The organism is Ruegeria sp. CDSB029 (assembly GCF_059611125.1).
The window spans coordinates 1-13,999 of sequence record NZ_JBXWOX010000018.1 but is presented as its reverse complement, the minus strand read 5'-3'; the positions used below and the strand labels follow the sequence as shown (position 1 = coordinate 13,999).

Sequence of the window (13,999 nt, the reverse complement as noted above, 5' to 3'; positions counted from 1 at the left end):
CTTACCGTCTCCGCTTGCCTTTAGCGGCGTGTCCACGATTGGACGCGCTTTGAGTTCTGCTGCCGGACGCCTTTTTCTTCATCGCTTGCCCTTTGGATGCCGCGGGCTTGCGCTGCGTCGATGCGGCTTTCTTCGCCTGCGGCTTTTTGGCGGTCTGCGGTCTTTGTGCGACTGGCTTTTTCGCCGCATCTGGACGTTTGGTACGATCAATGGCCTGTTGCTTTGCAGCGGCCTTATCCCGATTTGCGTTGCTCCGGTTCGCTAATGCCCCGCCTGCTACAGCCCCCGCACCGGCACCGACCGCAGCTGCTGCCGCCCCGCGGTCCCGGCTAATATCTGCAGCACCAGATTCTCGGCTCAACTTTGCACGCAGCTCATCCGTGCGACCGTCAGGACGGCTAACCGGCAAGTCGCCGCGGCTACCTTCAGGTCTTTTATGGTCCGCTATTTTGTTCCGGGCCTCCTGTTGCCGGTCAGGATCGGGGTTCCATCCGATATCCGTTCGGTCACCTAAATCTATATCATTGCCGATATTGACGTTGCCATCGACGTCTATGTCGATGTTTGGATTTCTGTAAATCGGACCACCGCCCCAGCCACCGCAATTTCGGCACCCCCAATAGTCATACCAATCATCGTCGTCGTCAAAAATTTCGTCGATCAGGGCAACGGCGCCAAACGTTAGTAGTGCTGCGCCCACAACATCCCCGGTTGACGGGCCAGTATAAACCGTCTCGGGATTGTATTGTGGGACGTATACCGTTTCGGGTTCTGTCGGTGTAATTACTACTGTGTCGTCGTCAGACACTTCGACAGTTTGCTCGGGACCTGAAACAAGAGCGCCGCTGTCAATTGCCTGATCCCGCATGACCTGCACCGCATCCATCACATCATCGGACTGGGCCAACATGGCTGTGCCGACTGTCTCGGTCCAGTCGATATGGGTGGCCATCTGACCAACAACTTCGGGAAACGCCGTCGCCAATACGCTGACAGAAGGATCCCATCCCATTGCTTCGATTTCCGGCTCAAGTTCAACGGGGTCGCGGTCGGCGTTATCCAGCAAATACCGCTCAGCCTTAACAATTTCCAATGGCTGGGTGGCCGCGACAAATATCTGTATGAGTAACGTGTCGGGATAAAGAGCAACCGGGGCGACCAATGTCTGCAACTCAGCATCAGTTAGCAGGCTGGACGAGGTTGCCGAGGTATCATCTTTTCCCGCCACATCTTCGGACGACTCTTGCGCTAACGCGAAAGTAGATACGCAAATACCGAATGCAATTAATAGAAACCTAAACATATTGCGATCCTTCGATTTCTTGAAGGATCACCTAAGACTGCGATTCTGGCAACCGGTCAGTCAAATAGACGGTTTTGGGATAATAATGTCCCCCAAACCAAGTTTGAGCGAGCGTTCGCTTTGGGCTCGAAGCCGCCATTCGGTAAAATTTTATGAATGCCTGCTGTGCGGACAAAACAGCAATTGAACGCAAGTTTGGGCTCGAAGCAGTCGTTGTTTGAATTCACCTCAACGTCTGCTCTGCGGACATTGCCGACAAAAAAGACAAAACTAAAACTCTGGTTTGCGATAGGATAAACCGTTGCCTAGACGGCCAGTTTTTGAGCTCAACCTTGTTCAAGCGCTCTTGGTTTTTTGCGCGACCAACTTAATCTTCAGGGATACTTGAACCGAGGAACTCGAACTTTCGAGTGCTACCCACTGTGATCGGTTTCTCGTTGGCAAAAAGACTGCTATCAAATGAGAACGAATTATCGGTTCCGATCATCTGAATGTGAGAATAAATGCGCTTAGCTCTTTTCATTCTCTTTCCGATTATGTTTATCGGGTTGCTTGTTTTTCTGATCTTTGGCTTGAAACCGCCCAACAGTATTAAGCTGGCTGCTGGCATTAGCGGCGGCGGATATTGGCAAGTTGGACAGCTCTACAAAGCAGAACTTGCACGTGACGACATTCAGGTAGTTTTAGTTGAAACCGAGGGGTCCGTTGAGAACATTCAGAAACTTGTTTCTGGCGAAGTGGATGCCGCATTTGTTCAGGGTGGTCTGGAAATACCTCAGGACGAAAACTTACAGTCTTTGGGCGCCATTTTTCTTGAACCTATGGTGGTGTTCCGCGGAAAGTCGAGTCCAGTCGGGGCCAATGCAGGAGAATGGGGAGACATTCGCTTAGCTGCAGGAACCAAGGCGTCCGGTACTCGCGCCGCCGCTTTAGCGCTAATTGAGGCCGCTGGGTTGCAAAATGTCGACATAGACCTCGTCGATTTCGGGGGCAATGACGCGATAGAGGCGTTGTATGCCAACGAAGCGGATGCAGCGTTGTTTGTCGCTCCACTCGATGCACCTTACCTTATGGATGCGATCTTTGATCCAGAAATCATTTTCGTCCCTATGGCTTTGGTCGATGCCCTTGCATTGAAACTTTCCGGAGCGAATTCGGTAACTGTACCGGCAGGATCAATCACACTTGACCCTCCGAGACCACCAGAGGACGTCAAGATCTTAGCATTGCGAGCTTCACTTATCGCCGCATCCGATCTGCACCCTGCAGTAACCGATAGGTTAGTGAATGCAGCAAAGAACATTCATAGCGAACCTAATATTTTGCAAAGTGCGCGCGAGTACCCGAACACGGCTTCACCGCCTGTACCACTGAACAAAATTGCCACAGAACTCATAAACTCTGGGCCAAACTTTTTGCATGGCGTCTTGCCATATTGGATCGCAGCGCAGTTTGGCAGCGTACTGTTATTGCTGTTGCCTTTGTTGTTCTTAGTACCGTTTTTGCGGATAGTCCCGTCCAGTTACGTGTGGTTTCAAAAGCGCCGGGTCTGGCGTTTTTATCAGCGTATCATGGCGCTTGAGGAGGAACTCAGCAAGGCACAGACCTCAACTGAGGTTGAAGAAGTCGCCAAAAATATCGAAAACGTGGACACCGCCCTTGCAAATCTGAATCTGCCGCTCGCATACCGCCAGGGAGCATATGATGCACGTTTGCACATAGACCTAGTTCGACAGGAGATTGCGCGTCGTCAAACTGCAAAAAGTTGATGAAACCTCAACGTTCGCAAGCAAACCACGCTAAAATACCTTTTTAATTTGAGACTTCGATACAGGTGTGTGCTTTAGTTATTGCGTGTACGCCGCTTTGGGGTCGCAGCCATCGTTCGCAGAGATTTATTTAGCGGCGGCTGTGCTGAACGAATAGAGTTCAGATTATGCGTCATAGTTACTTGTATTGAGCGTTGTTAGGTTTGAACAAAATATGAGGTTAGGAAATGATCCGTTTAGCATCTATTCTGACTATCGCGCTTGCGGCTGGTGCGCACGCCGAGGACGTCCCAAGCACTCAACCTGGCGACAGAGAGTATTCCCCCTACCCACAACAAAACTTCCCTAATCAGGTCTTTTTCGGCGATACCCATTTGCATACATCATACTCTGCCGATGCCGGTATGATCGGGAATGTACTTGGCCCTAATGAAGCGTACAGGTTTGCCAAAGGCGAAGTCGTTAAATCCAGCACCGGTGTCGAAGCGAGGTTGCGCCGACCATTGGATTTTCTGGTTATTGCCGATCACGCCGAAAACCTTGGTCTTGCGCCGCTGCTCTCAGCCAAGGATGCCACGCTGCTCTCCACGGAGTTTGGCCAGCAACTGAACGCGGCTGTCGAGGCCGGTGATCCCGTTGGCGCATGGTCGATTTGGAGCCAAGCCAAGTCCACTGGCACAGACCCATTGGCGGATTATCAGGAGATCTACCAGACAGCGTGGAGCGACATTACCTCTGCCGCGGAAGCACACAATCAACCGGGTTTGTTTACTGCGCTTATCGGGTTCGAGTGGACCTCAAACCCACAGCGGAACAACCTGCACAGGAATGTCATATTCAACGGTGGCAAAGAGGGCGCCGACAAGATTATCCCGTTCTCGAACTTTGATAGCTTCGACCCCGAAGACCTTTGGGCATGGATGGAGCAAGCCGAAAAAACAACAGGCCAAAAGCTGCTTGCGATCCCGCACAATGGCAATTTGTCCAACGGGTTGATGTTTGACGAAGTGCGCTTGTCGGGCGAACCGTTCAATGTTGAGTATTTCAAACAGCGTGCCAAGTGGGAACCGATCTACGAAATCACGCAAATGAAAGGTGACGGCGAAGCACATCCCATGCTGTCACCAGACGATGAATTTGCTGACTTCGAAACGTGGGACAAAGGACAACTCGGACCAGAACCGAAGACACCTGAAATGCTTCCGCGCGAATACGCACGCGCGGCATTGCGTCGTGGACTAGGATACGAGGCGGAAACTGGGACAAACCCGTTCAAGTTTGGCGTGATCGGCTCAACTGACGCTCATACATCGCTGTCCACGGTTGGCGAGGACAATTTCTTCGGGAAAGTCGCGGCTGTTGAACCTACTGCTGACCCGATCCGATTTGAAGAGGTCGTCGGCGGTATTGGTGGTGACGAGAGTGTTGCCCAATATGCATGGCAGACTTCGGCGTCGGGTTTGGCGGCCGTTTGGGCAAGGGAAAACACCCGCGAGGCCATTTGGGATGCTTTTGCTCGGAAAGAGGTCTTTGCGACCACGGGGCCGCGCATGCGTGTTCGCGTTTTTGCCGGATATGAATTCGACGAAACCGACCTGCCACGTGCGGATTTTGCCGCGTATGGATATGAAAATGGCGTCCCGATGGGGGCGGATTTGCAAGCGGACAGTGACGGTCGGTCTCCGCGATTTCTCATCCGTGCGCTCCGTGACCCTGATGGGGCCAACCTCGACCGCATTCAGATTGTCAAAGGCTGGCTGAACAGTGACGGCACAACGTCGGAACGTGTTTATGATGTTGCCTGTGGCGGGCGTGAACTTCTAAACGCGGCGTGTGACGGCCCGGTTGGCAATACGGTGGATGTAGAAAACGCGTCTTGGACAAATGACATCGGCCAGGCAATTCTCGCCGGATATTGGGAAGACCCGAACTTCGACCCGACGCAAAGCGCGTTTTACTATGTCAGAGTGCTGGCAATACCAACGCCGCGTTGGACGACATACGATGCAAAGGTGTTCGGAACGGAGACCCCAGACGAAGCACCGCGCTCGATACAGGAGCGGGCTTACACATCACCAATTTGGTACACTCCTCAGGGATGAGTGATATTAGGTTAAGACTGAATATCTCTTAGTCTGCTCTGGGCTCTCCGTTGACCTTAGCTGCAGCGTTAATTAATGGCCCCTATCCTTATTGGGTCACAAATGCTTGACGTTTGGGTCAGAAATGAATGACGTGATTGACCGATTTAATGAGGTTTTGGCCGTCGATTGAGTCAAATATCAGTGACGTTCCACATTTACTATTGAACGTCACACGAACCTGACCCAACCGTCACAGTTGGACCAGAAACGGGGTGAACGTTCGACATCGGAAGGCACCCCCGATGTTGGACATCAATTGATTTTGGCCTCTGCGTCTTAAACTGATCCAAAATTCCCATTTTAATTCTCCCGCAGAGGGTTTCGTTTGATCTGGCTTCCCTTTTGGAAAATCTGGGCTGATTTGCAGATCAGACAGCGAAGCTGCCTGTTTCTGCCGATCTGCCACGTGGCGGACGCGGGAGGGGGCGAAGCAATGCTATTCGATAGCGGTGGTGCGGCCCGCAGGCATAGCCGAGGACACGGTCCTGTCTAATAGCGTTGCCCGAGGGGGAGGGCCGCGCCCTCACCCTGGCCCACGAAGGGAAAGTAAGGGGAAAGAGCGCCCGCCGCCATTTGCGATTGTACCATTCTGTCAAACTGCAAAAAGCAATAGGAGGCCACCAAGCAGACCTTCGCTGCGAGTGTTGCCGCTTGCGCAAGTCTGGTCGCAATGGTTTGGGTAGTAGAACGGGCAGAGTTCTTTCTCTGACACTTGGGTTGTTGACATGAAGCACGCAACTGCTGGCAATCTGACACGCGGCTTTGGCCGATGTGCGGTCAGTTCTTTGCGTGTCACTCAATCTGCAAAGTCTTGGATTGAATGTCCGGTTTGGGCCGCCTGTGTAATATGATTGGGGCTTCTGATGGATGCTGCAATGATTTCGGTTTCAAGGCAATAATTGTCGAATATGCTTCGGATATCGCGGATGAGATCGATCCCGTCCAAACTGATGTCGTCCAATCTGCCAATGAAAGGCGACACATAGGTCGCGCCGGCTTTCGCAGCTAAGAGTGCTTGATTGGGTGAGAAACAGAGCGTGAGGTTTGTGCTGATACCTTCCATTTTGAAATGAGCACAGGCTCTGAGGCCCTCCAAGGTCAGCGGCAGTTTGACAACGACGTTGTCTGCGAGGGACGCGAGTTGCTCTCCTTCCGCAACCATTCCTGCGGCATCTAAAGCTGTAACTTCTGCCGACACAGGCGTATCCGTAAGAGTGCAAATTTCCGCAATGACTTCTTTGAAATCGCGGCCGGACTTTGCGATTAGACTTGGATTGGTGATAACTCCATCCAATAATCCGAAGTCTATCAGGTCTATAATTTCGTTTACTTCTGCGGTGTCCACAAAGCACTTCATAAGCTTCCCTCATCGTGTATAGGACGACGTTAATTGCACTGGAAAACGTCGGTAACCGTTAGTACCAGCAGATCGCTTTTGCGTCGGTTGTGTCTGATCAAAACGCGTAACGCATACCGAATTCGGTGTAATTCTAGTTCAATGTCAGGTCAGCTTTTTTGCTTTCTCTGAAGACAAGTTCAGCATTCGGCAGATCGATATTTGTCGCGCGTTGCAGGGCGGCTTTTGGGTCAAACCCATGCTTGATCCAGCGGTTTTGCAGCCTCCTTTCAATCTCCTCCAAAGTCGGACTGATAAAAACCGTTGCGGCATAGACATCCGACAATTTTCTCCACGGGTCGCTTTTCATCAGAAGGTAGTTTCCCTCAACGACGATAGTCGGAGTTTCTGGGTGAACAGCAATCGCGTTGGCAATGGCCAGATCCATTTGGCGGTCGAATTTGGGGTGAAAGGACTCTTGTTGTGTAGACTGCAGTCCTCTGATTGCATTGCAAAACCCAAATCCGTCGAAGGTTTCTGGCGCGCCTTTTCTCGCTAGCAGACCACGCGACTCAAGTACGCGATTGTCCAGATGATAGCCGTCCATGGGTACCAGCGAGGCTAACGGAACCGCAGAACATTGTTGTGCGTTCAGCGTTTGCACAACGGTTTCTGCCAGATTCGACTTTCCGGATGCAGGGGGGCCGGCGATTGCGACAATCGTCCGAACCCCAACCTGCCTCCGGGAGGAGATCAGGTCGCACACGCGCTTTGCGTCCTGCTCGATCACGCGGCGTCTTCTTTTGGTGGTTCTTTGGCGCCGGTCATAAAGGCCACGGCGTCGGACATCGTGTAATCCTTGGGATCAATGGTGCAGAGCCTTTTGCCCAGCCGATGCACATGGATGCGATCCGCGACTTCGAAGACATGTGGCATGTTGTGACTGATCAGGATGATTGGAATGCCACGTGCGCGTACGTCTTGGATGAGTTCAAGCACCTTGCGGCTCTCTTTCACGCCCAAAGCTGCTGTGGGCTCGTCCATGATGATAAACTTGGTCGCAAAGGCGGCTGCGCGCGCAACGGCAACGCCTTGGCGCTGGCCGCCGGACAACGTCTCTATCGCCTGGTTGATCGACTGCACGGTCATCAGGCCAAGCTCGGTTAATTTTTCGCGGGCGAACTTCTCCATAGCTGGCCGGTCGAGCTGACGCATGTATTTGCCCATGAAACCCTTTTTGCGGATCTCGCGCCCCATGAACATGTTGTCCGCAATTGAAAGGGCAGGAGACATGGCAAGCTGCTGATAGACGATTTCGATACCCATATTGCGGGCGTCGATTGGAGAGCTAAAGTTTACCTTCTTTCCTTCGATCAGAATCTCGCCCTCATCCGGGATGGTGGCCCCGCAAATCGCCTTGACGATGGAAGATTTACCCGCACCGTTGTCCCCGATAACTGCAAGGATTTCTCCTTGTCGCAGTTCAAAGTCGGAATGGTCGATGGCGGTGACGTGGCCATAACGCTTCACGATCCCGCGCCCTTGGACGACTGGAGTTGTGTCTGACATTAGCCCGATACCTTTCTGATCCACTGGTCGACTGCGACCGCTGCGATGATGAGAAGACCGATCAACAGGAAGGTCCACTGTGCATCTGCGCCCAGAAGCCTCAGCCCCAGAGTAAACACGCCAACGATCAGAGCTCCGAACAACGATCCCAGAATGGATCCTCGCCCGCCGAACAATGAGATGCCCCCGATCACAACCGCGGTGATACTTTCAATGTTGGCCAATTGGCCGGAGGTCGGCGAGACCGACCCGATGCGCCCAATCAAAGCCCAGCCCGCAAAGGCGCAGATCAATCCGGACAGCATGTAGACGGACATCAGAGTTCTGTGGACGTTGACACCGGAGAGCTCGGCAGCCTCTGGATCGTCTCCGACCGCATAGACATGCCGCCCCCAGGCCGTGTGTTTGAGTGCATATGCCAACACAAAAATCAGGACGAGCATGAAAACGACGCCAACTGTAAAGGTCGCTCCACCAATGCTGAACTTGGTTCCAAAAAACTGAAGGAACGGCGCGTTTGCCTCAATATCCTGACTGCGAATGGTTTCGTTCGCAGAATACAGGAAGTTTGTAGCCAGAACGATTTGCCACATTCCAAGCGTGACGATAAATGGCGGGAGCTTAACTCGGCTGACAAGCCACCCGTTAAGGGCTCCGATCAAAGTTCCGACTGCAAGCCCGCACATAACGGCAATTGGCACTGGAATACCGTACCGAAACGTAAACTGCCCCATGATGACGGAAGAAAAAACCATGATCGCACCGACGCTCAGATCAATTCCGGCCGTCAGAATAACAAGGCTTTGCGCGGCAGCCACGATGCCCACAATCTGGACCTGTTGAAGGATCAAAGTCATTGCGAACGGAGAGAAGAACTTTGAGCCCAGAAGCAGGCCAAAAATCAACATTGCACTGACTAAGACAATAAGAGGCACAAAGGATGGATTGACGTGAAGAAGATGCTGCAACTTCCCCAGAACGCCACGCCGATGGTCCTCAAAAGCCGCAACAGTTTCTGTTCTGCTAGCAGCGGATTCAAATTCCTGGGCGCTTTGGTTTGCTTCGGACATATCTCCCCCTTTTCGCGGGCGGCGTAACGCCCACGAGATCAGTGTACAGGAAGTTTCGGTTTGCTGGTGAAAGGAGTGATGAGGCGCTCTCATGCGCCTCATTCATTAGGTCTTTTTAGCCCCAGCAGAGTTCTAAGCCTTCGGCGACCGAGATCGAATCCACGCCATCAACAGGTTGGTCCGTGATGAGCGCGACTCCGGTATCGTAGAAGTCTTTTCCGGGCGTGTTTTCAGGCTTTACGCCTTCTTCAGCCCACTTTTTGATAGCCTCGACGCCAAGCGAAGCCATCAAAAGCGGATACTGCTGGCTTGTGGCACCAATAACTCCGGCCTGCACATTTTGTACACCGGGGCAGCCACCGTCGACCGAAACGATCAGCACATCGTTTTCACGTCCAATAGATTTCAATGCCTCATAGGCACCTGCCGCCGCCGGCTCGTTGATCGTGTGAACCACGTTGATCGTCGAGTCCTTGGCCAGAAGGTTTTCCATGGCACGGCGCCCACCTTCTTCGTTGCCGTCGGTCACGTCACTGCCGACCAAACGAGCATCAGATTCATCGCCGATGACATTGGGGTCTGCCAGGTCCACACCGAAGCCGTCGAGGAAGCCCTGATTGCGAAGAACGTCCACGGTTGGCTGACTGACGTTCAGATCAAGCGTCGCAATTTTGGCGTCAGCCACTGCGTCGCCCATCTTTGCCTTCGCCCATTGTCCGATCAACAGGCCAGCTTTGTAGTTGTCTGTCGCAAAGGTTGCGTCAGCGGAATCAATCGGGCTTAGCGGCGTGTCCAGAGCGATAACCAACAGGCCAGCGTCACGCGCCTGCTGAACAGCGGGGACAATCGAGCTTGTGTCCGAGGCCGTCAGGAGAATTCCCTTTGCGCCGTCGAGAATACAAGTTTCAATGGCCTGAACTTGAGTTTCATGGTCGCCGTCGATTTTACCGGCAAAGGCCTTCAAGGTCATGCCAAGCTCTTCGGCCTTGGCCGTTGCGCCTTCCTTCATCTTTACAAAGAATGGATTGGTATCTGTCTTCGTGATCAGACAAACGGTTTCTCCGGCTGCGTGAGCAGATGCAGCAGCCACCGTAAGCGCGGTAGCAGATGCGGCAATCTTGAATAGATTTTTCATGTAGTCCTCCCAGAAAATTGTTGATGCCCCGCATGGCAGGCCAACGAGACTCGCCCTCATCCTCCAATGAAGGTCTATTTCAAGAAACTGTGATTCTAGTCTTTCTGTCAATAAATAAATAAAGTTTATTTATTAATTTACCGGAGTACCTTTTCATAAGAAAACAAGGTGTTTATGTTCAGGCTTATGGAGAGAGAAGCGCTCAACACACTGACCGGTGGGGTAAGTCAAAGCGGGGTTCGCGATCACAACGAGCGTCTGATTTTGACAGTTTTACAACGGCATGGGCCCGCCGCAGGCGCCGACGTCGCGCGATTAACGGGCCTGTCTCCTCAGACTGTATCAATCATTCTGCGCAAGCTAGAAAAGGACGCGATTCTCAAGCGTGGTACTCCACTGCGCGGGAAGGTTGGAAAGCCCTCGATCCCTATGGAATTAAACCCGGAAGGCATCTTGTCGGTTGGGATGAAGATCGGGCGGCGTAGCGCCGATCTGCTCTTGATCGACTTTACAGGTACGCCGCGTCGCCAACTTTCCACGACTTATGACTATCCGCTACCAGAGGTCATTTTCGGTTTTTTGGAGTCTGGTTTGGAAACGCTTCTGTCCCACGAGCCTCAGAGGCTTCGTGATCGTGTTTGTGGGATCGGGATCGGGACTCCATTTGAACTTTGGAAATGGCACGATCTGTCTGGGCTTGCTGCAAAAAAATTTAGGTCTTGGAGAAACGTGAATTTTTTTTCCGAGGTCGCCAAGTTCAGCGATTTGCCGGTTTTTGTGGTCAACGACGCGACAGCCGCCTGTCACGCAGAGCATCTCTATGGACGTGGGGCAGAATACCGTGACTACTTCTACTTTTTTATTGGCTCAATGATCGGCGGCGGTGTTGCATTGAACGGCACCGTGTTCGAAGGCAACCAAGGCAATGCCGGTGCATTGGGCGCCATGCGCACGACCGGTCCTTTGGGTGAAAGCCAACAACTGATCGACACGGCGTCGCTGTTTTTGCTCGAGGACCGATTGATCGAAGCGGGTGTCGACCCGGGGATTCTATGGGAGAAGCCGCAGGACTGGAGCAGCATTTCTCGCTATGTCGAGCCGTGGATTGGCAACACGGCGCAAGAATTAGCTAAGGCCGCTCTTTCAATCTGTGCTGTCATCGACTTTGAGGCCATTTTCATCGATGGCGCGTTCCCGCCTGAGGTTCGGGAAGAACTGGTGTCTAGGGTTCGCCGTTACTTAGTCAATCAAGACAAACGCGGCTTGATTCCTCCGGTCGTTGAGGCCGCTGCGGTTGGGGAAAACGCTCGCGGCATTGGGGCGGCTAGCAGCCCAATTTTCCGCCAATTTCTATTGAATACCAATGCTGGGCTTTCTGGGATGTAGAGGAAGCTCGTCGTCGTCAAACTTCCTGATCAAGAAAGAATCGCGGATCCTGCTCAAGGAGGCGGCCTTTGAAGGGCCGCTTTGGCGCGGTTGCAGCGCAGTATAGAAAAAGCAGCGGAGGACCGGATTGGGCCGTCTGCGTGATCAGCTGGCGGCGGGGCAGGAGCCTGCGCTGAAAAGGCACCGAGGTCCGTAATGAGCCCATAGTGTTCGCGTCTGTTATTTTGCGTTTTGGCAATGGTAGTGTGTGAGCAGTCTGATAGTGATGATGTTTATTAACCAACTCGCATTCACGGTCGATTGGACAACCTATTTTGCAGAGACTTACACTTCTTGCCACCGCTCTTTTTTTGCTGTCCTAATTTGGGCATTTTACCCACGCGAAAACGACTTGAACCGACCAGACCCAGAGTTCTTGGCGACCGACGCGTATTTTCGATTGGGCGATTTCGTGATTTCTGTGCCAGTGGTATCGGTGCAAAGACTTACCGAGCCGCCAAACAACACTGATCCTCTTCCGAAGTTTAGAAATAGCGGGCCATTCGGTGAGTCTCGGTGGTTTGCGACCCAAAACTATAAAACTGCGATGCGCGAATTTGCAGCTGAGCCAACACAGCCCGCGGAAGTATCTAATATTAGACTAAATTTTGGTGTCTACGGAACCTACGGCGAGTACGGCATATCACAAGAAATTTGCCCAAAGTTGTCGTCGGAGTGGAGCCGGAAGGCATGCAACAATCAGCTTCGAATGGAGCTGAAGAACCTCCCTGCTGATTTGTATTTGTCCACCGAATTGGGTCTGAAAGTATTTGAACACCATCATTTTGCAGGGCTGCCGAATGCAGAGGTGGCGGCTCTAATTGATGAGATGTACCCCATTCAAAACAAGGCAAATGTGGCTTGCGCTGACGGTCAAAATAAATGCTACGCAGCCATTTTGATAGCAGATGGGATTTATGCCGTTTGGTCTTTCATCTGCACAAATGCTCACGAGGCTGTCTGCGAAAACAAACTTATTGCAGAGGGTGCCGAAGTCCTAAAGTTTGTGGCAACTAAACTCCGAGCCGGGTAAAAGGCAAAGTCGGCTTTGTCCGCAGAGCGGACATTTGGCACTCCTTTTTGTTGACTTTTGATTGTCTGCCCTGAGCCCAGAATGACCGATGCCGCACCGTGCATATCTGCGCAAAGCCGCACTTAGTCGAGCCTGACATTGCGACCGCAGCTAAGGTCTGCTGTTTATGGTCGACTGTTACTTTTTGCTGTTTGACAGAATGGTATAATCGCAAAAAGCGGCAAGCCGTCGTTCCCACTACATTCCTTTCGTGGGCCAACGGGATTTGGACAAGCAAAACGCCCTTGGCCGTCAGCGTGAGGACGCTGCCCTCCCCCTCAGGGAACCCTATTCGACAGGGCCGTGTCCTTGGCTGCGCCTGCGGACCGCACCACCCCTGTCGAATAGCAATGCCTCACCCCGTCCAGCGTTCGCCACGTGGCAGATTAGCCGGCACAGGCAGCTTCGCTGTCTGGCCTACAAATCAGCCCTGATTTTCCGAAAGGGAAGTCAGATCAAGCGAATCTGTTTGCGTGAGTATGAAATGGGGAGCGGGTTAGTCTATGGCACAAAGGTCAAATTCACCTGATGCCCAACGTTAGGGGCGCCTTCTGATGTCGAATGTTCACTGCTTTTCTGGTCCAACTATGACGGTTGGGTCGGTCTCGTGTGACTTTCAGCATTTATGTCGGGTGGCACATAGTTTTTTCATTTCTTCCTGGTTAATTTATTGATTTTAAACAGGTTGAATTTTCTCCGACGCACCAATCTTGTCATTTTGTGACTCAAAGGCCTTCCATTTGGACACGCCACTAAAACGACCCAAAAGCGATTACGCTGAAAACCGATATGCGGTCTGTGCTGCCGCGTAGTACAGGCTTTTTTGCTCTTCCTGGGTCAACTCGGCAAACAATTCGTTAAATGCGGTCCAAACCCTTTCATAGGACGATGTAAGCTCCTCGACCGGAAAATTACTGCCTAGCATGCACCGTTTCGAGCCAAACACATGTAGCACGTGCTCAACCAAAGGCCTGATAGTATCAACGCTCCAATGTGGGTCTGCTCGCGATCAACCCGAAATCTTCATGAACGTGTTCGGAAGCGCGGCTAGCGCGTTGATACCTTCCATCCATACTTGCAGTGCATGGTTATCACCCAATGAGCAGCCTCATCTGACTGGTCCAAGTTGATTGTTAGTGCATGATCGGTCTGTGATCCATCGGGATGATGGTTTCG

The 13,999-nt window shown here is 52.3% G+C and carries 10 protein-coding genes and 1 pseudogene; 4 read left to right on the top strand and 7 right to left on the bottom strand.

Going from position 1 to position 13,999, the window contains the following annotated elements; all coding sequences use genetic code 11:
* Position 1: 1 nt before the first annotated feature.
* Positions 2-1,303, bottom strand: coding sequence for a DUF3300 domain-containing protein (locus AC2FI8_RS18325; protein ID WP_496780500.1), 1,302 nt, complete (start codon positions 1,301-1,303; stop codon positions 2-4).
* Positions 1,304-1,806: 503 nt separating this feature from the next.
* On the opposite strand from AC2FI8_RS18325, the gene AC2FI8_RS18320 reads away from it, so the two are divergent.
* Together AC2FI8_RS18320 and AC2FI8_RS18315 are read left to right on the top strand one after the other, a co-directional pair.
* Entirely contained in the window at positions 1,807-3,072 is a 1,266-nt protein-coding gene (locus tag AC2FI8_RS18320) for a TAXI family TRAP transporter solute-binding subunit (RefSeq protein ID WP_496780499.1), read from the top strand.
* A 227-nt stretch (positions 3,073-3,299) separates the two neighbouring features.
* Positions 3,300-5,174: a DUF3604 domain-containing protein gene (locus tag AC2FI8_RS18315; protein ID WP_496780498.1), complete on the top strand. Its 1,875-nt coding sequence runs from the start codon at positions 3,300-3,302 to the stop codon at positions 5,172-5,174.
* 838 nt (positions 5,175-6,012) lie between these two features.
* On the opposite strand, the gene AC2FI8_RS18310 is transcribed toward AC2FI8_RS18315, so the two are convergent.
* The 5 genes from AC2FI8_RS18310 to AC2FI8_RS18290 all read right to left on the bottom strand — a co-directional run bounded on the left by AC2FI8_RS18310 (position 6,013) and on the right by AC2FI8_RS18290 (position 10,326).
* On the bottom strand, positions 6,013-6,573 hold the full coding sequence (locus AC2FI8_RS18310) for a transaldolase family protein (protein ID WP_496780497.1): 561 nt from the start codon (positions 6,571-6,573) through the stop codon (positions 6,013-6,015).
* 133 nt (positions 6,574-6,706) lie between these two features.
* The gene (locus tag AC2FI8_RS18305; RefSeq protein WP_496725335.1) at positions 6,707-7,216 is read right to left on the bottom strand and encodes a nucleoside/nucleotide kinase family protein; all 510 of its coding nucleotides are present in this window, start codon (positions 7,214-7,216) and stop codon (positions 6,707-6,709) included.
* A 122-nt stretch (positions 7,217-7,338) separates the two neighbouring features.
* Complete coding sequence (locus tag AC2FI8_RS18300; RefSeq protein ID WP_496780496.1) at positions 7,339-8,121, bottom strand: ATP-binding cassette domain-containing protein; 783 nt, start codon at positions 8,119-8,121, stop codon at positions 7,339-7,341.
* Positions 8,121-9,191, bottom strand: a complete 1,071-nt coding sequence (locus tag AC2FI8_RS18295) for an ABC transporter permease (protein WP_496725339.1) — start codon at positions 9,189-9,191, stop codon at positions 8,121-8,123. Before AC2FI8_RS18295 ends, AC2FI8_RS18300 begins: the two co-directional genes overlap by 1 nt.
* A gap of 115 nt (positions 9,192-9,306) precedes the next feature.
* Entirely contained in the window at positions 9,307-10,326 is a 1,020-nt protein-coding gene (locus tag AC2FI8_RS18290) for a sugar ABC transporter substrate-binding protein (RefSeq protein ID WP_496768945.1), read from the bottom strand.
* Positions 10,327-10,512: 186 nt separating this feature from the next.
* Between AC2FI8_RS18290 and AC2FI8_RS18285 the strand changes: the two genes are divergently transcribed.
* Together AC2FI8_RS18285 and AC2FI8_RS18280 are read left to right on the top strand one after the other, a co-directional pair.
* Complete coding sequence (locus AC2FI8_RS18285) at positions 10,513-11,712, top strand: ROK family transcriptional regulator (protein ID WP_496780537.1); 1,200 nt, start codon at positions 10,513-10,515, stop codon at positions 11,710-11,712.
* 265 nt (positions 11,713-11,977) lie between these two features.
* On the top strand, positions 11,978-12,784 hold the full coding sequence (locus AC2FI8_RS18280) for a hypothetical protein (RefSeq protein ID WP_496780495.1): 807 nt from the start codon (positions 11,978-11,980) through the stop codon (positions 12,782-12,784).
* A gap of 811 nt (positions 12,785-13,595) precedes the next feature.
* Here the strand turns inward: AC2FI8_RS18280 and AC2FI8_RS18275 are convergent.
* Positions 13,596-13,811: pseudogene (locus tag AC2FI8_RS18275) on the bottom strand (amidohydrolase family protein); the annotation flags it as partial.
* Between the last annotated feature and the right edge of the window lie 188 nt (positions 13,812-13,999).

What these genes read in the sequence shown, in the direction of transcription:
- AC2FI8_RS18325 (WP_496780500.1), bottom strand. Translation starts at nt 1,303, where the DNA reads ATGTTTAGGTTTCTATTAATTGCATTCGGTATTTGCGTATCTACTTTC.
- AC2FI8_RS18320 (WP_496780499.1), top strand. Translation starts at nt 1,807, where the DNA reads ATGCGCTTAGCTCTTTTCATTCTCTTTCCGATTATGTTTATCGGGTTG.
- AC2FI8_RS18315 (WP_496780498.1), top strand. Translation starts at nt 3,300, where the DNA reads ATGATCCGTTTAGCATCTATTCTGACTATCGCGCTTGCGGCTGGTGCG.
- AC2FI8_RS18310 (WP_496780497.1), bottom strand. Translation starts at nt 6,573, where the DNA reads ATGAAGTGCTTTGTGGACACCGCAGAAGTAAACGAAATTATAGACCTG.
- AC2FI8_RS18300 (WP_496780496.1), bottom strand. Translation starts at nt 8,121, where the DNA reads ATGTCAGACACAACTCCAGTCGTCCAAGGGCGCGGGATCGTGAAGCGT.
- AC2FI8_RS18295 (WP_496725339.1), bottom strand. Translation starts at nt 9,191, where the DNA reads ATGTCCGAAGCAAACCAAAGCGCCCAGGAATTTGAATCCGCTGCTAGC.
- AC2FI8_RS18290 (WP_496768945.1), bottom strand. Translation starts at nt 10,326, where the DNA reads ATGAAAAATCTATTCAAGATTGCCGCATCTGCTACCGCGCTTACGGTG.
- AC2FI8_RS18285 (WP_496780537.1), top strand. Translation starts at nt 10,513, where the DNA reads ATGGAGAGAGAAGCGCTCAACACACTGACCGGTGGGGTAAGTCAAAGC.
- AC2FI8_RS18280 (WP_496780495.1), top strand. Translation starts at nt 11,978, where the DNA reads ATGATGTTTATTAACCAACTCGCATTCACGGTCGATTGGACAACCTAT.